This is a genomic window from Nonomuraea insulae (assembly GCF_042656245.1).
The window spans coordinates 81,820-99,893 of sequence record NZ_JBHSPA010000016.1; the positions used below are offsets into that span (position 1 = coordinate 81,820).

Annotated in this window: 15 protein-coding genes; 10 read left to right on the forward strand and 5 right to left on the reverse strand. The window is 70.1% G+C overall.

The features are described from left to right. The first annotated feature begins 220 nt into the window (after positions 1-220). Positions 221-439, forward strand: coding sequence for a hypothetical protein (locus ACFPZ3_RS12345; protein ID WP_379514163.1), 219 nt, complete (start codon positions 221-223; stop codon positions 437-439). Positions 440-507: 68 nt separating this feature from the next. Here ACFPZ3_RS12345 and ACFPZ3_RS12350 read toward each other — a convergent pair whose 3' ends face one another. Then, positions 508-1,461: an AraC family transcriptional regulator gene (locus ACFPZ3_RS12350; protein ID WP_379514164.1), complete on the reverse strand. Its 954-nt coding sequence runs from the start codon at positions 1,459-1,461 to the stop codon at positions 508-510. Between the two features lie 134 nt (positions 1,462-1,595). Here ACFPZ3_RS12350 and ACFPZ3_RS12355 point away from each other — a divergent pair, with 134 nt between their 5' ends. From ACFPZ3_RS12355 to ACFPZ3_RS12370, 4 genes are all read left to right on the forward strand, one after another. Then, positions 1,596-3,053: an MFS transporter gene (locus ACFPZ3_RS12355; RefSeq protein WP_379514165.1), complete on the forward strand. Its 1,458-nt coding sequence runs from the start codon at positions 1,596-1,598 to the stop codon at positions 3,051-3,053. A gap of 32 nt (positions 3,054-3,085) precedes the next feature. Then, positions 3,086-3,643, forward strand: a complete 558-nt coding sequence (locus ACFPZ3_RS12360; protein ID WP_379514166.1) for an NADPH-dependent FMN reductase — start codon at positions 3,086-3,088, stop codon at positions 3,641-3,643. Positions 3,644-3,818: 175 nt separating this feature from the next. Next, positions 3,819-3,968, forward strand: coding sequence for a hypothetical protein (locus ACFPZ3_RS12365; protein WP_379514167.1), 150 nt, complete (start codon positions 3,819-3,821; stop codon positions 3,966-3,968). Positions 3,969-4,137: 169 nt separating this feature from the next. Then, complete coding sequence (locus ACFPZ3_RS12370; protein WP_379514168.1) at positions 4,138-4,503, forward strand: SbtR family transcriptional regulator; 366 nt, start codon at positions 4,138-4,140, stop codon at positions 4,501-4,503. Between the two features lie 4 nt (positions 4,504-4,507). Here ACFPZ3_RS12370 and ACFPZ3_RS12375 read toward each other — a convergent pair whose 3' ends face one another. Beyond that, the gene (locus ACFPZ3_RS12375) at positions 4,508-4,729 is read right to left on the reverse strand and encodes a hypothetical protein (RefSeq protein ID WP_379514169.1); all 222 of its coding nucleotides are present in this window, start codon (positions 4,727-4,729) and stop codon (positions 4,508-4,510) included. Positions 4,730-4,967: 238 nt separating this feature from the next. After that, positions 4,968-6,308 carry an ROK family protein gene (locus ACFPZ3_RS12380; RefSeq protein ID WP_379514170.1) on the reverse strand — a complete coding sequence of 447 codons (1,341 nt, stop codon included), beginning with the start codon at positions 6,306-6,308 and terminating at the stop codon, positions 4,968-4,970. Positions 6,309-6,549: 241 nt separating this feature from the next. On the opposite strand from ACFPZ3_RS12380, the gene ACFPZ3_RS12385 reads away from it, so the two are divergent. The 5 genes from ACFPZ3_RS12385 (at position 6,550) to ACFPZ3_RS12405 (ending at position 15,876) form a co-directional block, all read left to right on the forward strand. Beyond that, entirely contained in the window at positions 6,550-7,827 is a 1,278-nt protein-coding gene (locus ACFPZ3_RS12385; protein WP_379514171.1) for an ROK family transcriptional regulator, read from the forward strand. A 209-nt stretch (positions 7,828-8,036) separates the two neighbouring features. Then, positions 8,037-13,238 carry a ThuA domain-containing protein gene (locus ACFPZ3_RS12390; protein WP_379514172.1) on the forward strand — a complete coding sequence of 1,734 codons (5,202 nt, stop codon included), beginning with the start codon at positions 8,037-8,039 and terminating at the stop codon, positions 13,236-13,238. A gap of 85 nt (positions 13,239-13,323) precedes the next feature. Continuing rightward, entirely contained in the window at positions 13,324-13,962 is a 639-nt protein-coding gene (locus ACFPZ3_RS12395) for a hypothetical protein (RefSeq protein ID WP_379514173.1), read from the forward strand. A 136-nt stretch (positions 13,963-14,098) separates the two neighbouring features. After that, positions 14,099-15,124: a COG1470 family protein gene (locus ACFPZ3_RS12400; protein WP_379514174.1), complete on the forward strand. Its 1,026-nt coding sequence runs from the start codon at positions 14,099-14,101 to the stop codon at positions 15,122-15,124. Between the two features lie 155 nt (positions 15,125-15,279). Beyond that, positions 15,280-15,876, forward strand: coding sequence for a hypothetical protein (locus ACFPZ3_RS12405; RefSeq protein WP_379514175.1), 597 nt, complete (start codon positions 15,280-15,282; stop codon positions 15,874-15,876). 79 nt (positions 15,877-15,955) lie between these two features. Here the strand turns inward: ACFPZ3_RS12405 and larA are convergent, their stop codons facing one another. Both larA and ACFPZ3_RS12415 read right to left on the reverse strand, forming a co-directional pair. Beyond that, the gene (gene larA / locus ACFPZ3_RS12410) at positions 15,956-17,239 is read right to left on the reverse strand and encodes a nickel-dependent lactate racemase (protein ID WP_379514176.1); all 1,284 of its coding nucleotides are present in this window, start codon (positions 17,237-17,239) and stop codon (positions 15,956-15,958) included. Further along, positions 17,236-17,958: a FadR/GntR family transcriptional regulator gene (locus tag ACFPZ3_RS12415; protein ID WP_379514177.1), complete on the reverse strand. Its 723-nt coding sequence runs from the start codon at positions 17,956-17,958 to the stop codon at positions 17,236-17,238. The genes larA and ACFPZ3_RS12415 overlap by 4 nt, the downstream gene beginning before the upstream one ends. Positions 17,959-18,074: the final 116 nt, after the last annotated feature.

Consider the following 18,074-nt stretch of genomic DNA (forward strand, 5'->3'; position numbering starts at 1 on the left):
AGCGATGCCATCGCCGCCAACAGTTTGGAGTTGCAGCCATGCGTTGAGTGATGGTGATGGTCTGGGATTGCCGCGAGGGAGGCGATGGTGACGTCACTGCTGGCAAAGCTGGAGCGGGCCGAGGAGTCCGCGCGGCAGCAATGCGCTGAGCTGTCCGGGCAGATGGAGGAGCTGCAGGAACGGCTGGCCGTGGCAGAGCGTCGCCCTGGAACGGCTGGCCTTGGCAGAGCGTCGCCTGGAACGGCTGTCCATCGCGCGTGAGGAGCTGACCGCGCTGGTGGAGGCCGACGAGCCGGCTGAGGTGGAGGCCGGGGAGGCCGCCGACAGCCATCCTCATGGTGCGGGCGACACCACGCCGGGAGCTTCCGGGCACGCGGAGGTTCCCCAGGAGCGTCCGGTACTGCGGGGGCTGGGCCGGAGTGAACGGGTTCGCCGGTGAAGGGAGCGCCGCCTTTCGCCCGTCCCATCGTGAGGTTCGCCCAGCGCGGAGGGGCGTCATGGCCGCTCTTACGTTGTTGTTGTTCGGTCTTGTCGCCGGTATTTGCCGGGCGCAATGCCGTACTCACGCTTGAAGGCGTTGGCGAAGGCGAACTCCGAGGCGTAGCCGACCTGCCGGGCCACCACGCTCAGGGGCGCCTCGGAGTCGCGTAGCAGCCGTTGCGCGGTGATCATCCGCCACCAGGTCAGGTAGGTGAGCGGGGGCCGGCCGACCAGGGCGGTGAAGCGGCGGGCGAACGCCGTCCGGGACAACCCACCTCGCGTTCCCAGCTCCTCGACCGTCCAAGGCCGGGAGGGATCGCGATGGATGCCGCTCAGCGCCGCGATGATCGCCGGGTCGCCCAGCGCCGCGGCCCAGCCGCTGGTCGTGCCCTGCTCGGGCTGGTCGGAGAACCAGGCGCGCAGAATGTACAGCAGGAGTACGTCGAGGAGGGCCGGCACGGCGGCGTCCGCGCCGATGCGGGCGTTTTCCAGCTCGCCGCCGAGGAGGTCGACGGCGGCGCGGAGCTCGGGATGGTGACCGAGCCGGGCCGGCAGGTGAACGATCTCGGGTAGGTCGTTCAGAAGCGGGTGCGCGAGCGAGGCGTCGAACTGGTAGGCGCCGCATAGGGTCACGCTGGGCACGCTTGAGCCCGGCCCTGCCGCGTCAGGCGGGAACTCCTCGCGTTGCCCGAAGTGGAGGCCATCCTCGCTGGGGACGCAGAAGGGTTCGGTCAGGAGGCTGGAAGGGGTGTCGGCCAGCGCATGATCGATCGCCCGAGGAAGGAAGACCACATCCCCCGGGCCCAGCGCGATCGGGGCGCCATCCGGCGGGAGCAGCCAGCACGTCCCCTGGAGGACCACGTGGAAGGCCGCCCCCGGTGAGGGCGGATAGCGCCGCCCCCATGGTGCGTGTCTTCGCACGCGCGCGGAGACGGGCCGGCCGACGCGCATGACCGCGATCACGTCACTGAGCACATCCACATCGGTATCCTATCGCCATCGTACAGCCAACGGGACGATGGCGTATGAATGAAGGACTTTCAAGCATGGGTCATCCCTAGCAGCGGCTCTAGGGTCATATGCGTTCCCTTCCGCCACATCAGGAGACGACACATATGCCCCAGGGCTCGCGCTGGCGCGCGTTCGCCGTGCTCAGCGCCGTACAACTAATGATCATCATCGACTCCAGCATCGTGTACGTCGCGCTGCCCGCCATCCAGACCGACCTCGGTTTCTCCCCCGCGGGCCTGGCCTGGGTCGTGAACGCCTACATGATCGCCTTCGGTGGCCTGCTGCTGCTGTCAGGCCGGCTGGGCGACCTGATCGGCCGCAAACGCATGTTCGTCATCGGCCTGCTCACCTTCACCGCGGCCTCGCTGCTGTGCGGGCTGGCGGTGAGCCAGGAGATGCTGGTCGCCGCCCGGTTCGTCCAAGGGGCCGGCGGGGCGATGGCCTCGGCCGTCGTCATGGGCATCATCGTGACGATCTTCCAGGAGCCGCGGGAACTCGCCAAGGCGATCGGCGCGATCGGGTTCGTCGCGGCCGCCGGCGGGGCGATCGGCGGCACCGCCGGAGGGCTGCTCACCCAGGCCGCCGGCTGGCACTGGATCTTCTTCGTGAACGCACCCGTCGGGGTCGTGGCCGCGGTGCTGGCCGTGCGCCTGCTGGCCACTGACCGCGGGCTCGGCCTCGCCGCGGGAGCCGACGTCGCAGGCGCCTTCCTGGTCACCGCGGGCCTGATGGTCGGCGTCTACACCATCGTCAAGGTCGAGGAGCATGGCTGGGGATCGGCGCACACGCTCGGCCTCGGGGCATTGTCCATCGCCTTGCTCGCTGCGTTCGCCGCCCGCCAGGCCCGTGCCAGGAGCCCGCTGATGCCGCTGCGCGTCTTCCGCTCGCGCAACCTCTCGGGCGCCAACCTCGTCCAAGTGCTGATGGTGGCCGGCATGTCCGGATTCCAGTTCCTCACCGTCTTGTACATGCAGCGGGTCCTGGGGTACGGCGCGGCCGAGACGAGCCTGGCGGGGCTACCCATCGCGCTGGTGCTGGCGGTCGTCTCCCTCGGCCTGTCCGCGCGGTTGAACACGCGCTTCGGCCCGCGTGCCGTACTGCCGGCGGGTCTCGCGTTGATCGCGGCGGCGCTCGCGCTGTTCACCCGTGCCCCGGTCGAGGGCGGATACCTGGTGGACGTCCTGCCGTCCATGGTGCTGCTCGGCGTGGGCGCCGGCCTGGCGATGCCCGCGGTGATGACGCTCGCCATGTCAGGCGTGAGCCCCGGCGACGCCGGGCTCGCCTCCGGCCTGGCCGGCACAGGAGCGCAGGTGGGCGGCGCGCTGGGCCTGGCGGCCCTGGCCGCGCTGGCGTCCGGGCACACCGTCCGGCTGTCCGCCGGCGGGCCGAGCACCGTCTCAGCGCTGAACGCCGGCTACCACCTGGCGTTCGGCGTCGGTGCGGGCCTCCTCGTCACCGCCGTCATCGTCGGCTTCATCATGCTGCGCTCTGAACCCGCAGGGCCGCCCCAGCCGGCCCAGCCGGCTCAGGTCGACGAGGCCGCGAACGCCGCACAGTCCTGACCCGCCGCGCATCGAAAGAAAGAGAAGAACCTGTGATCAAGGTAGCAATCATCATCGGCAGCACGCGCCCGGGACGCAACGGGGAGGCCGTGGCTCATTGGGTCCACGACCTCGCGGCCAAACGCGACGACGCCGAGTTCGATTTGGTGGACCTCAAAGATTTCGACCTGCCGCACCTGGACGAGGTGATGCCGGCGGCGATGGGCCGGTACAGCCATCCACACACCCGCGCATGGGCCGCAAAGATCGCGTCCTTCGATGCGTACGTGTTCGTGACACCCGAGTACAACCACTCGATCTCCGGCGCGTTGAAGAACGCCATCGACTTCCTGTACGCCGAATGGAACAACAAGGCGGCTGGGTTCGTCAGCTACGGCAGTAACGGCGGCACCCGCGCAGTGGAGCACCTGCGGTTGGTCATGGGCGAACTCCAGATCGCGGACGTGCGCGCCCAGGTCGCGCTGTCACTGTTCACCGACTTCGAGAACTTCAGCGTCCTCAATCCGTCGCCCCAGCAGGAGGACGCGGCCACCACCATGCTGGACCAGGTCGTCGCCTGGGGTCAGGCACTGTGCCCACTGCGCACGTAAGCGTTCCGACGCCATCCACACCTCATCAGCGGAAGAGATCAATGCCCAGCAGGCCCGCAACCTGCTCATGAACCTCGGGTGGAGGGCCGGCTCGTTTCGGTCCCTCATCCGTGATCGGGACGCCACATTCACCGCCGTCTTCGATGAGGCCTTCGCTGGCGAGGGTGTCACGGTGATGAAGACGCGGCCGCGGACACCCCGAGCCAACTGCTTGCTCATCCAGCGCATCGCCGACCCCGGCACCGCGCACCGCCACCTCGTGCTCGCCCCGCCGATCTCACTCCGCAGCACGACCGGCCCCGCCCGTCCGGCACGCACCGCCTAGACCGCCTCCGCGTAGCCGACACCGCCGACAGCGAATACCACCACGCCGCTTAACCGCAGCTCAAACACGTAACTCAATATTCGAGCGGTACAGGGATGCGCTGGAACGTCTGGTCTGCCACTCGCAGCATCTCCAGGCGAGCTTCCAACTCGCGTGGAGTTCCCCCCGGTTGCGGAACATCCTGCAGGCCGACCCGAACCTCATCGAGCTCCGGGACGCGCTGATGGCCGAGCTCGGGCAGATTGTGGAGACCGCGCAGGCGGAGGGAACGATGCGCCCGGACATCGGCACCGGCGACCTGGCGGTCCTGTTCGTCCTGATACTGCGCCAGCGGCAGAGCCCGGGCGGGGAGATTCTCGGGCTCGATCGTGCCGTCGCCATCATGCTCGACGGCCTGCGAAGGTGTGCGAAGCCCGCGCTACCCGGCTCCCCGATCACTGTCAAAGACCTCCGCCTGTGGCCGGGACCGGCATCGACGCCGCACAACGAGGCGGTCGCCGACCGCGATCCGAGCATGGGTGAGCGCAAGGCGTAGAGGATCACGACCCGCAGAGCAGCGTGGACTTCCCGGCGCCGTCCTGGCCGAGCAAGCAGGGCACCTCTCCGGCTTTGACCTCCAGGTCCACGCCGTCCAGAGCGCGCACGCCGGGGAACTGCTTGACGATCGCCCCCATCACGAGCAGGGATGAGGAGTCGGGCGGTGACCGCGGCACAGGGGCGGCGGGGTCGTGCCCCGCCCGCCTGACGGCGCCGGTTGGCACCGCCGCGGCGGCACCGAGATCGGCGTCAACGGTGCCGGTGCGGCTCCGGGCGGCCGGTCAGGCGGGCGGGACGTTGTGGGCGGGGAAGGGGCGCGGGGTTTCCGGCCGCCTGAACGCACGCTCCATGGCCGCGGCACGCGGGATGGCCGGGTGTGCCGAGGCGCTGCGGAACGGGACGGTCAGGCGGACGGGTGTCGGGGGCAGGCTGTAGGTCGGGACCGCGTGGCGGGCGCGCGGGTCAGGGTGAGTGGGGCGGCCAGGCCATCGGGGCTCCCTCGATCACCCCGATGGCCGGAGACATTCCGATGGAGATGCTGGTGGGGTCGGACAGTGCTCGTTCGACGACGACTCCGGCGGCTCCGCGTGAGGCGGCGCCGAAGCCGAGGTCGGAGGCGGCGAACCGGCAGCGCTCGGCGGCGCCGCTCATGTTCAGGCGGGCCAGCTCCTGCTGCGCCGCGGCTATGAGCGGGCCGGCGAGCCGGGCGAAGTAGCCGCCCAGCACGATGACCCGTGGGTTGAAGAGGTTGACCAGCATGGCCGCCCCGATTCCGAGCCACCGGCCCACCTCCGCGAGCGCGGCGTCGACGCGGGGATCTCCTTCGGCTCGCCGCTGCTCGATCTCGGCCAGCCGCTCCTCCGGGTCGCGGACGACCTGCGGGCCCGTGCCGTACGCGCGGTCGGGTGTGGCCATGCGGACCAGCGCGGCCAGCCCGACTTTGGTCTCCCAGCAACCGGTCCCGCCGCAGCGGCACGGCTCGCCGGACGGGTCGATCATGACGTGACCGACCTCCCCCGCGAACCCGTCCGCTCCGCCCAGCAGCCGCCCGCCGGAGATGACGCCGCCGCCGACGCCCACCTCGCCTGTGAGGTAGACCAGGTCGGAGGTGCCCGCCGCGACGCCCGAGGTGTATTCGGCCAGGGCGGCGAGGTTGGCGTCGTTGGCCACCGCGATGGGGATGTCCCCGGCGATGTTCGCGCGGGACAGCCGGTCCGCCACCGCCACCCCGCGCCAGCCGAGGTTCGGGGCGACGACGACGGTGCCGGTGGTGGTGTCGATCAGGCCGGGGACGGCCACGGTGATCCCGGCCGGCGTGACCCCGAGCCGGTGCAGGTCGGCGACGGTTCTCTCGACCATGCGGGCCAGCTCGTCCAGTGAGCGTTCAGGGCCGGAGCCCATGGCGTCGAAGCCGATGCGCCGGTCGATGAGCACTCTGCCGGCCAGGTCGGTGGCGATCGCGGCGATGTAGTCGACGTTGACCTCCACGCCCAGGGCGCCGACTCGGGAGCCGTCCAGGCCGAGCGCGACACCCGGGCGGCCGACGGAGCCCGCGTACTGCGGCCCCATCTCCTTGACCAGGCCGCGGGCCTGTAACTCGCTCACCAGGCTGGTGACGGTGGTCTTGTTCAACCCGGTCGCGACGGCGACGGCCGAGCGGGAGCACGGGCCGCGCGCACTCACGTGACGCAGCACGAGGGCCAGGTTGGAGCGGCGCACGGTGGCCTGGTCCGCGGGAACTCCCGCGGACCCGCCGCGACCCGTCGAGTCGGTCGCGTGGCCGTCGGTCCGGTCGTGGTCCACGCTCCTCCTCGATTAGTACGGGTGGCTAGCCGAATTAAAGGGGGTGATTTCTCAGGACTCAAGGCTGAAATCGGTTGCAGATTGAGTAACGTTCCGGTAAACGCAGTCGGCATGGCCGCTGAAGTGCACGGAGATCAGCGATGCCAACTCGTTACGAACGTGAGGGCTGCACGGCCGGACATCTACGTGTTACAACTCCGATTAATTGATCTCGGAGACAAACACAGGACAGGTGGCGCGCATGACGTCCAAGCCACCCAACCGCACTCCGGGTGGCGCGCCGCCGGCGGGTCCCGCCGCGCTGCGCCGGGCGAACCTCGCGCTGATGCTGCGCGAGCTGCGCGACCACACCTCCCTGTCCCGTGCCCACATCGCCAAGGCGACCGGGCTGCACCGGGCCACCGTCTCCAACCTCATGGCCGAACTCCTGGAACGGCGACTGGTCCGGGAGATCGGCGTCGAACACGTAGGGGCGGTCGGGCGTCCCAGACGGGCGGTGGCGCTGCACGGGGCGCACATCGGCGCGCTCGGCATGGAGATCAACGTCGACTACATCGCGGTCCACGGCACCGACCTCAGCGGCCGGGTCCTGGTCGAGCGCCGGGTCGTCTACGACGCCATGGGCAGCGGCCCGGACAACGCCGTACGCCGGCTCGGGCTCGTGGCCAAGGAGGCCGTGGAGGCGATGCGGCGGGCCGGAGCTGTCCCCACCGGCATCGCCGTGGCCGTCCCCGGGCTCGTGGACGTGACCCGCGGCGTCGTGACACTCGCGCCGAACCTCTACTGGCACGAGCTGCCCCTGGCCGAGCGGCTGAGCTCCGTACTCGGCCCGCTGAGCGTGCCGGTGCGGGTGGACAACGACGCGAACCTCGCCGCCCTGGCCGAATACACCTCCGGCGTCGCCGCCGGCACGCCCCACCTGGTCTACCTCACCGGAGAGGTCGGCGTCGGCGGCGGCATCATCTCGGGCGGCGAACTTCTGCGCGGAGCGGACGGATACTCCGGTGAGGTCGGACATCTGCGGGTCGACCCGAACGGCGACCAGTGCGGCTGTGGCCGCATCGGCTGCTGGGAGACCAAGGTCGGCCTGGCCGCGCTCGTACGTGCGGCCATGCCCGAGCAGGCGTACGGGTTGCCCGGCAGGCCGGTGCCCGACCCCGGCGAACGGGTGGCCGACATCGCCAGGGGACTGGCCTCGGGCGACCGGCGGATGACGATGGCGGTGGCACAGGTCGGCGAGTGGCTCGGGCTCGGCGGCTCGATCCTGGCCAACCTGTTCAACCCACGAGTGATCGTCATCGGCGGCTATTTCGCCTCGCTGGCCCAGTGGCTGCTGCCACACGCGCAGGATCAGCTGCAACGGCTCGTGGTGGCCGCTCCCACCGCCCAGTGCCGCTTCGTCGCCTCCACGCTCGGCTTCGGCGCCGCCTCCCGGGGCGCCGCGAGCATGGTGGTCAACCACATCATCGACGATCCGACGACGATCATGGATTCACCACCCAGGCCGGCACCTTACTGACGGCCCCACAGACCTGGAGACGGCACCCTCCAGCAACCGCAATATCCGCTACCACCAAGTGGCAATAGCGCGGCGGCGCGCGCCTTGCCTGACGTCCCCCCGGTCAGGAAGGGTTTTTCATGTCACCACGTCATCGAACGTGGGCCAGGCTGCTCGACGCGGCCCTGCCAGAAAAAGGACGACGCCCGAGACGTCTAACCGCGGCCACGATGGCTTTAGCCCTCGTCGCCCCTTTCATCACACTCCTCGCCGCGCCGGTGATTGCCGAGGCGGCTACGGCGGCTGAGCCCGCGTTCAAGGTCCTCGTCTTCTCGAAGACGACCGGCTTCCGGCACGACTCCATCCCCGAGGGCATCGCGGCCGTGCAGAAGCTCGGCCAGGAGAACAACTTCGCGGTCGACACGACCGAGGACAGCGCTCTGTTCACGGACGAGAACCTGGCGAAGTACCAAGCCGTGGTCTTCATGTCCACGACCGGTGACCCGCTTGGCACGCAGGAGCAGAAGGACGCCTTCCAGCGTTACATCCAGAACGGCAACGGCTTCGCGGGCGTCCACGCCGCCGCCGACAGCGGGTACAACTGGGCCTGGTACGGCAAGCTCGTCGGAGCGTACTTCAAGCAACACCCGGCGATCCAGCAGGCCACGGTCAAGGTCGAGGACCCGTCGCACCCGTCGACCAAGGACCTGCCGGCGACCTGGACCCGTACCGACGAGTGGTACGACTACCAGGCGAACCCGCGTGGCACGGTCCACGTGCTGACGTCGATGGAGGAGAAGTCCTACACCGGTGCCACGATGGGCGCCGACCACCCGAACACGTGGTGTCAGGACTTCGACGGTGGACGTTCGTGGTACACGGGCCTCGGCCACCAAAAGGAGAACTACAGCGAGCCCAACTTCCTGAAGCTGCTGCTCGGCGGCATCCAGACCGCCGCCGGCGCGGTCAAAGCCGACTGCTCGGCCTCGCAGAGCGCCAGCTTCGAGAAGGTCACGCTCGACGACGACACCTCCAACCCGATGATGGTGGACGTCGCCAAGGACGGCCGGGTCTTCTACGTCGACCGGCTCGGCGAAGTCAAGATCATCAAGCCTGCGGGCGGCACGGTGACGGCCGCGAAGCTGAACGTCTTCACCGCCAACGAGAGCGGCCTGCTCGCCCTGGCGCTCGACCCCGGATTCGACTCCAACCACTGGGTGTACCTGTACTACTCGCCTACGGGGACCAACGTCGACCGGCTGAGCAGGTTCACCGTCACCGGTGACAGCGTGGACCTGACGAGCGAGAAGAGACTCCTCGACGTCCCGGTGCAGCGGGCCGAGTGCTGCCACCACGGCGGCGGCATGGTGATAGACCCCAAGACCGGCAATCTGTGGCTGGCCACGGGCGACAACACCAACCCGTTCGCCTCCGACGGCTACGCGCCGCTCGACGAGCAGTCCGGCCGCTCCAGCTGGGACTCCCAGCGCACCGCGGGCAACACCAACAGCCTGAGCGGCAAGCTGCTGCGGATCCACCCCGAGGCCGACGGCACCTACACCGTCCCGACCGGCAACCTGTTCGCTCCCGGCACGGCGAAGACCAAGCCGGAGGTCTACGGCATGGGCTTCCGCAACCCGTTCCGCATGGGTCTCGACCCCAAGACGGGCAACATCATGCTCGGCGAGTACGGCCCCGACGCCAACGCGGCGAGCGCCACCCGGGGCCCGCAGAACACGGTCGAGTGGAACCTCGTCTCGAAGCCGGGCAACTACGGCTGGCCGTACTGCGTCGGCAACAACACCCCGTACGTCGACTACGACTTCGCCACCAAGCAGTCGGGGTCGCCGTTCAACTGCGCCGCACCGGTCAACGACTCGCCGAACAACGACGGCCTGGCCACCCTGCCGCCGGTGATTCCCGCCACGATCTGGTACCACTACGCGGCCGACCCGCAGAACTTCCCGGAGCTGAGCGGTGGCGCGCCGATGGGCGGCCCGGTCTACCGCTCCGACCCGAACCTGCAGTCGGACGTGAAGTGGCCGGCGTACTGGGACGGCAAGGCCGTATTCGGCGAGTGGAACAACGACAAGGTGTGGTCGTTCCAGCTCGACGAGACCGGCACCAAGCTCGTCGAGATGAACCCGATCCTCGGCTCCCTGACGTTCAAGAAGCCGATGGACATGAAGTTCGGCCCCGACGGCGCCCTGTACATGATCGAGTGGGGCTCCGGCTTCGGCGGCGACAACGCCGACTCCGGCATCTACCGCATCGAGTACACCAAGGGCACCCGCCCGCCGATCGCCCGTGCCTCGGCGGACAAGACCGACGGGCCGCTGCCGCTGGCCGTCACGTTCTCCAGCGAGGGCAGCCGCGACCCCGACGGCAAGACGCTCACCTACGCCTGGGACCTCGACGGCGACGGTGACACCGACTCCACCGATCCCAATCCCTCCTTCACCTATGAGGAGGGGGGCGACTACAACGCGGTCCTGACCGTCGAGAACCCCGACGGCAAGACCGCCACCGCCAGCGTGTCGATCAGCGCGGGCAACACGCGTCCCACCGTCACGGTGGACGTCCCGCCGAACGGCGCCTTCTTCGAATTCGGCGACCAGGTGAAGTTCGAGGTCACCGTCACCGACCCGGAGGACGGCACGATCGACTGCGACAAGGTCCAGATCCAGGCGATCCTCGGCCACGACAGCCATGGCCACCCGCTCGACCAGCTCAAGGGCTGTAAGGGCACGCTGCAGACCCAGCAGGCCGGTCACGGCGAGGACGACAACCTCTTCTACGTCATCGAGGCCGGCTACACCGACGAGGGCGCCGGCGGCGCCAAGGCGCTGACCGGGCGCGGCCAGGTCATCCTGGAGCCCAAGCGCAAGCAGGCCGAGCACTTCACGCAGACCGGCCGGGTGGCCGACGGCAAGGGCACCGACGCCGCGGGCGTCCAGGCGGAGACCACGAGCGACCCCCAGGGCGGCAACCAGCACGTCGCGTTCGTCCAGGACGGCGACTGGTGGTCGTTCGACCCGGTGAGCCTGTCGAACGTCACCGCCATCCGGCTCCGGGTCTCCTCGGGCGGCGCCGGCGGGACCGTCCAGGTCCGGGCGGGCAACCCCGAGACGGGCACGCTCGTCGGCTCGGCCGAGGTGACGCCCACCGGCGGCTGGCAGACGTTCACCGACGTCACCATCGACCTGACCGGCCCACCGGCCGGGAGCGGGCCGCTGTACTTCGTCGTGCGCAAGCCGGCGAGCGCGGCCGACGACGCCTACCTGCTCAACGTCAACTGGGTCGACTTCGTCGGCAAGGGCGCCACGGACAACCAGCATCCGGCCGTGACCGCGACGGCGACCCCGACGACGGGCGTGGCCCCGCTGAAGGTCGACTTCAAGGCGACGGCCACCGACCCCGAGAACGACCCGATCACCTACACGTGGAACTTCGGGGTGAACGGCGCGCCGCAGCCCACCACCGCCGACGCGAGCTACACCTACACCGCGCCGGGCACGTACACGGCCGTGGTGACCGCGACCGACGACAAGGGCGCGTCGGCCACCGCCCACGTCGCGATCAAGGTGGACGCACCGGCCACGGTCTGCTTCACCGGCCGTTCCGACGACTTCCTGGGAGACCAGCTCGACCGTGACCGCTGGTCGATCGTCCGGGAGAACCAGGACCTCAAGGTCGCGGACGGCAAACTCGTGATCCCGACCTCGACCACCGACATCTACAGCACGGGCGGCAACACACCGAACATCGTCGTGCAGCCGGCGCCGTCGGGTGCCTGGACCGCCACCGCGAAGCTCACGCTGGACGCGCGTGACGCGTACCAGCAGGCGGGCCTGATCATCTACGGCGACGACGACAACTACGCGAAGATGGTGCTCCAGGCGCGGTCGACCTCGGGTTCCAACCACGGCAGCCGCATCTTCCAGCTCATCCGGGAGGAGAACGGCGCCCCGAACGAGGTGTCGCAGAGCAACACGGCCAACCTCGGGGACTCCTACCCCGACACGGTGTACGTGCGGTTCGTGAGCGACGGCACCAACATCACCGCCCACTACTCCCCGGACGGCACCACGTACACCGCGATGCCGGAGACCAAGTCGCTCACCGGGATCACCGACCCGAAGATCGGTCTGCTCTCGCTGGCCGGGGCCAACCATCCGGTGGTGAACGCGTCCTTCGACTGGTTCCACATCACGCCGGACGACAAGGCGACCCGGCCTGACCCGGACGACGAGTTCGACGGCACCGCGCCCGACGCCTGCCGCTGGACCGCGATCGTGCGCCCCGACGCCACGGCGGCGCGCGTGAGCGACGGCAAGCTGGAGCTCGACACCACGAAGGGTGACATCTACGGGACCGGCAACAGCGGCCCGAAGAACTTCATCCTGCAGCCGGCCCCGAGCGGCGACTGGACGCTGGAGACCAAGGTGGACGCCTCGACCCTCAACGAGCAGTACCAGCAGGGCGGCCTCATGGTGTACGCCGGCGACGACGACTACGTGAAGCTCGACTTCCTCACCACCAACGCCGCGGGGTCGGCGACGGCGCGGAGCATCGAACTGCGCGGCGAGGTCGGCGGCACCGTGCAGAACCCGCAACCGCAGGTGAACAGCCTCGCCACCGGCGTGTGGTGGCTGCGGCTGAAGAAGGAGGGCTCCACCTTCACCGGCTCGTACTCCTCCGACGGCCAGACCTGGACGGATCTGCCCGCACCGGTGGAGAACAGCGCGGTGGCCACCGGCGCCAAGGCCGGCGTGTACACCATCGGCACCAACCAGTCGGCGTCGAAGACGGTCACGTTCGACTACTTCCACCTGACCAAGGGAGCCTCGGACGAGGACAAGACCGCGCCGGTGACGGCGGCGACGACCGATCCTGAGGAGCCGGCGGGCGGCACGTTCACCGGTCCGGTCTCGGTCACGCTGAAGGCCGCCGACGAGGACGGCGGCAGCGGGGTCGGCAAGACCGAGTACCAGCTCGACGGTGGCGACTGGACCGCCTACACCGGCCCGGTCACCGTGACCGGCGACGGGCAGCACGAGCTGAAGTACCGCTCGGCCGACAAGGCGGGCAACGTCGAAGAGGCCAAGACGCTGACGCTGACGATCTCGGCGTCCGCGCCGCAGGTCAAGCTGACGGTCTCCGCCTCGTCCCGCTGCATCGGCACCTCGGTGTACGTGGCGGTCACGGCCGTCAACGGCTCCGGCGTGCCGGCGACGGTGACGCTGACCACCCCGTTCGGGTCGAAGACCGTGGCCGAGGTGGCCCCGGGCAAGCAGGCGTACCAGTCGTTCAACAGCCGAACCGGCCAGATCGACGCGGGCACGGTGACCGTGAAGGGGACCGCGACGATCGGGGGCGAGCAGGTCACCTCGTCCTACGACGCCGCCTACCCGGCGCTCAGCTGCCGCTGACCGTACCGGCGGTGACACCGCCTTTGCAGAACCGGGGCCGGCCGGGCAGCCGGCCGGCCCCACCCCCCATACCTGGAGCGAACACATGAAAACCAACAGGACTACGCAGTTACTCGCCGCGGCGGTGCTCGGCATCGCTCTCGCCGGCGCCGGCATGGGCGTGGCCGGTCCCGCGGTGGCGGACGACGACCCCGAGAACGGCATCGACGTGACGGTGACGATCGAGCCCAGCACCACCGGCGGCCAGGTGTCCATGACCGTCGCGGACAACGGCGGAGTGTCCCTGCAGGAGGACGGATCCAACGCCGCCGCCCGCCAGTTCGTCGGCACCCTGCCGACGGTCACGGTGACGGACAGCCGCCGTCCCGAGGAGATCCCCGCCGGCGACTACTGGGCGGTCGTCGGCCAGGCCGGCGAATTCACCGCGACGAGCGGTTCCGAGCCCATCGGCCCGCAGTACCTGGGCTGGCGGCCGCACCTGCTGAGTGACTCCTCCACCGGGGCGGTGGAGGCCGGCGAGCCCGTCTCCAGCGTCATCTCCGACGGCTCCGGAGCCCCCACCGTCGGCCTGCGGGGCCAGGAACTGCTGGTGTCGACGGCGAACTCCGCCGACGAGATCGGCACCTGGGAGGTCAACGCCGACCTCGCGCTGCGCACTCCCGTCGACGTCGCCGCCGGCGAATACCACTCAACCCTGACGCTTTCCCTCTTCAACCAGTCCTGAACCGAACGTCAACCAGTCCTGAACCGAAGACAGGACGCCATCGCCCGCCGTGGGCGTCCGGGAGGTGCGCACCTCCCGGACGCCCACTATGAGCACGATGAGCACGATGAGCACGATGAGACTGGAGACACCTCTGTTGAGCACAAGACGTTCGCGAGGCGCCCTCGCCCATCTCGCCGTCCTGCACGCTGCCGGCGTGACCCTGCTGGTCGCCATGGTGGCGTTCTCGACGCCGTCCCACGCCGACACCACCTGGTCGGTCGTGCCGGCCAACGCCGGCGGTCCCGACGGACGCAGCGTCATCGACCTCGAACTCGCCGGCGGACAGCAGGTGATCGAGCATGTGGCGGTCATCAACCGCTCGACCCAGCCGGTCGACTTCGCCGTCGACGCCAACGACGGCTACCTGACCTCCAAGGGCTACTTCGACATGCGGCCCTCGGACGCCACACCGGCCGACGGCGGCGCGTGGCTGAAAGTGCCCGACAAGGTGAGCATCGCCGCCGGAGCGACCTCCGTCGTACCGGTGAAGGTGTCGATCCCGCGGAACGCGACGCCTGGAGATCACCCCGCGGGTGTGACCGCGTCCCTGGAAACGGTCTCCGGCCAGGTACGCGTCCAGAACCGGGTGGGCGTCCGCCTGAACATCCGCGTCACCGGCGACTATGTGGCCAAGCTGGCCGTGACCGGCGTGCGCGCCGAATACACGGGATCGTGGAACCCCTTCACCGCGGGATCCGTCGAGGTCACCTACACCGTGGCCAACGCCGGCAACGTCCGGCTGGTCACGGGCAACCGGGTCGTGACGTCCACGCTCGTGGGTGAGAGCAGCTGGAGCGACCCGTCGGCGGCCAAGGCCAGGGAACTCATGCCGGGCGGCAGCCGCACGTTCGTCGCGCGGGTGCCCGGCGCCTGGCCGCTGGGGCCCATCGGCACGACGGTCACGGCGATCCCCTCCCCCGCGGGCAAGGCGCTTGCCGGCGTCACCGCCGAGCGGGTGGCGATCGGCACCACGGTCTGGGCCCTGCCGTGGCCGCAGCTCGGCCTCCTCGCCCTCCTCGTCCTGTCCTTCTTCGCCATCCGGACGATCGCCGCCCGGCGCCGCAGGCGGATCGAGAAGCTCATCATGCTCGCCGCCCGAGGCACGCCTCAGGAGGCGTGAGCACCAGGAGGTGTCCACCATCAACCGGCCCAGGCAACCGCTCTCGACGCCCTGAACGCCGACGCGGGCTACGGCCGCCAGCACGTGTTCCTACCGACATCACCCGGCGAAGGGACGCTCACCCCCGACGCCGAACCCGAGGGGAGTCACGACTCGTGAACAAGGCACCGGCATACGTCCTCACCGTCCTGCTGGCCGGGCTCGCGCTGGTCCTCGGCGCACCGGTGGCCTCCGCCCACGGCGGACCGATCAAGCTGGAGGTGACGGGAGACGGCGCCGACAACGTCAACGTGCTGGTGACGTACAAGAAGGACCACCATCCCGTCACGGAGATCGTCGAGGCGACGCTGACCGCGACCTCGTCCGACGGCCGGTCCTTCGGCCCGGTGCCGCTCAGGTCGGCGAGCGAGGGCCAGAACCTCTACCGTTCCAGCGAGCCGCTGCCGAGCGGGGAGTGGCGGGTCACCGTGACCGCGACCGAACCCTCCAAGGCGAAGACGACGGTGAAGGTGAAGGCGGGCGTGGTCGCCCCGCCCGTGACAGCGCCCGCCACAGCGCCCGTGACGGCGCCCGCACCGGACCAGGCGACGGCGCCCGCGCGGGACAAGGCCGCCGCCGCGACGACCGCGGACGACGAAGACGCGATGGGGACTCCCCTCAAGATCGGCGTCATCGTCCTCGCGGCGCTGACCGCCCTGGCGGCCTGGATCGGCTTCGCCCGGCGGCACAACCGCGCGGGCGTCCGGAGCTGAACGAGCGCCTACCACGCCGGCCCGGGCGAACAGCGCCTACCACGCCGGCCGGGCGAACCCCCGGGTCCACCGCGCTCGCTCACTCCGGGCCGCCGGCCAGGTACGGGATGGTCTGCGGGCCCTCGGGCAGCACGCACACGCGGGCGCCAGGTCCGGCCGCGGCCAGCGCCTCGGCCACCGTGGCGGAGATGTCGCCGGTCCGTTCGAGGTGGGCGGTGGCCAGGTCGGCGTCGCTGAGGTACGAGCTGTGCACGACCACCCGCGCGCCCGCCTGGATACGCGCCTGAATCTGCACCTGCCACTGGTCGGGGACGGTCACCGGCCGGGCGGCGATCGCGTCGAGCAGCGCCTGCGGTGAGGGCTCCGAGGCCAGCACCTCGCGGTAGGAGCCGTGGTCGGGGAAGCCGTCGCGGCACTCGGCCGCGCAGACGATCACGCCGCCGGGCCGCACCACCTGGAACGCCGCCGACATGCCCTTGACCGACTGGTAGAGGTTCTGGTCGAGCGGGTAGCCGGAGTTGGTGGTGACCACCACGTCGAAGGGGGCCTCGACTTGGCGCATGGCGACCCGGCGGGCGGCGGCGGTGGCCGCGGCGTGCATGGGCAGGATGTCGCCGCCGAACGCGGCCACGATGTCCTTGTCCCGGTTCAGGATGACGTCGAGGGCGAAGGTGACGCCGGTGCCCTCGGCGATGGCCCGCACGTCGTCGTGCACGGGATTGCCGTGGATCACGCCCCAGGTGGCCCGGGGATCGCCGATCCGGGCGGCGTCGTGCAGGGTGAGCACCGTTTCCAACGCGGCCAGGCCGGGCGCGACCAGCTTGGGGCCGCCGGAGAAACCGGCGAAGAAGTGCGGCTCCACGAAGCCGGTGGTGATCCGCACGTCCGCCTCGACCCAGGCGGTGTTCAGCCAGACCGGCACGTCCTTCCCGAAGCGGCCGAGGTAGGTGAGCGAGCCGGGGTCGCGGGCGTCGTGGTTGACGATCCGTACGGAGTCCGTGACCGCGTCGCCGAACATCGCGCGCAGCTCGGCCTGCGTGTTGCCGCGGTGGGTGCCGGTCGCGACGAGGATGGTCACGTCGTCGAGGTCGACGATGCCGTCGAGCTCGGCGAGGATCGCCGGGATCATCAGGTGCCGCGGCTGGGGCCGGGTGCCGTCGCAGGCCGAGATGGCGACGGTCTGGCCGGAGCGTACCCTCTCGCGCAGCGGCGGGCCGCCGCACACCGGTTCGCGCAGGGCGGTCCGCAGCACTGCCGCCTGGTCGAGGGCGGCGGCGTGGTGGACGGGGGCCACCACCGTGGTGGCCTCATCGGGCAGGTCGACCGTCAGGCCGCTCTCTCCGTACGCCAGGTTGACCTTCATCGTGTCTCCTCCTCGCCGAGCCGGCCGCGGGAGCCCTCGACGTCTCCCACTACCGAGCGCAGCCAGGTCTCGGTCGTGCCGATGTGCATGAGCGCCGCGGCCTGGGCCAGCGTCGCGTCGCCTGCGGCCAGGGCGTTGTAGATGGCCTCGTGCTCGGCGACGGTCTTGTTCGAGCTGCCGGCCTCCACCGTGCCGCGCCACAGCCGCATCCGCAGCGTGCGGCCGGAGATCCCGTCGAGCAGGGTGGACAGCGTCTCGTTGCCGGCCGCCCGCACGACGGCGCGGTGGAAGGCGGCGTCGTGGTGGTTCAGTTTCTCCACGTCGTCGCAGGCGGCGCGCATCGCGTTCAGGTGCTCGCCGATCTCGTCGAGTTGCTCGGCGGAGATCCGGGACGCGGCGAGGGCGGTCGCCTCGGGTTCCAGCATGCGCCGTACCTGGACGATCTCCAGCAGGGTGTCGTCGCGCAGCAGCTCGACGGCCAGACCCAGTCCTTCCAGCAGCAGCCGCGGCTCCAGGCTGGTGACGAAGGTGCCGTCACCTCGCCGGACGTCGAGCACCCTGGCCACGACCAGCGCCTTGACGGCCTCGCGCAGCGGGTTGCGTGAGACGCCGAGCTGGGCGGCGAGCTGGTGTTCCGGTGGCAGCCGCGATCCGGGTGGCAGCTCCCCCGACAGGATGAGTGCGCGGATGCGGGAGATCGCCTCGTCGGTCAGCGACATGCGGGCGACCTCCGGGCGCGGAGTCGCTCAATCGGGACACGCGTCACGCTGGGAAACATCACAGACATCCTACGTTCAAGGGCGACAGGTTACACGAGACATAGACATGGGCTGTC

Coding starts and splice junctions, on each gene's coding strand:
- ACFPZ3_RS12355 (WP_379514165.1), top strand. CDS start 1,596: ATGCCCCAGGGCTCGCGCTGGCGCGCGTTCGCCGTGCTCAGCGCCGTA.
- ACFPZ3_RS12365 (WP_379514167.1), top strand. CDS start 3,819: ATGAAGACGCGGCCGCGGACACCCCGAGCCAACTGCTTGCTCATCCAG.
- ACFPZ3_RS12385 (WP_379514171.1), top strand. CDS start 6,550: ATGACGTCCAAGCCACCCAACCGCACTCCGGGTGGCGCGCCGCCGGCG.
- ACFPZ3_RS12390 (WP_379514172.1), top strand. CDS start 8,037: ATGGCTTTAGCCCTCGTCGCCCCTTTCATCACACTCCTCGCCGCGCCG.
- ACFPZ3_RS12395 (WP_379514173.1), top strand. CDS start 13,324: ATGAAAACCAACAGGACTACGCAGTTACTCGCCGCGGCGGTGCTCGGC.
- larA (WP_379514176.1), bottom strand. CDS start 17,239: ATGAAGGTCAACCTGGCGTACGGAGAGAGCGGCCTGACGGTCGACCTG.
- ACFPZ3_RS12415 (WP_379514177.1), bottom strand. CDS start 17,958: ATGTCGCTGACCGACGAGGCGATCTCCCGCATCCGCGCACTCATCCTG.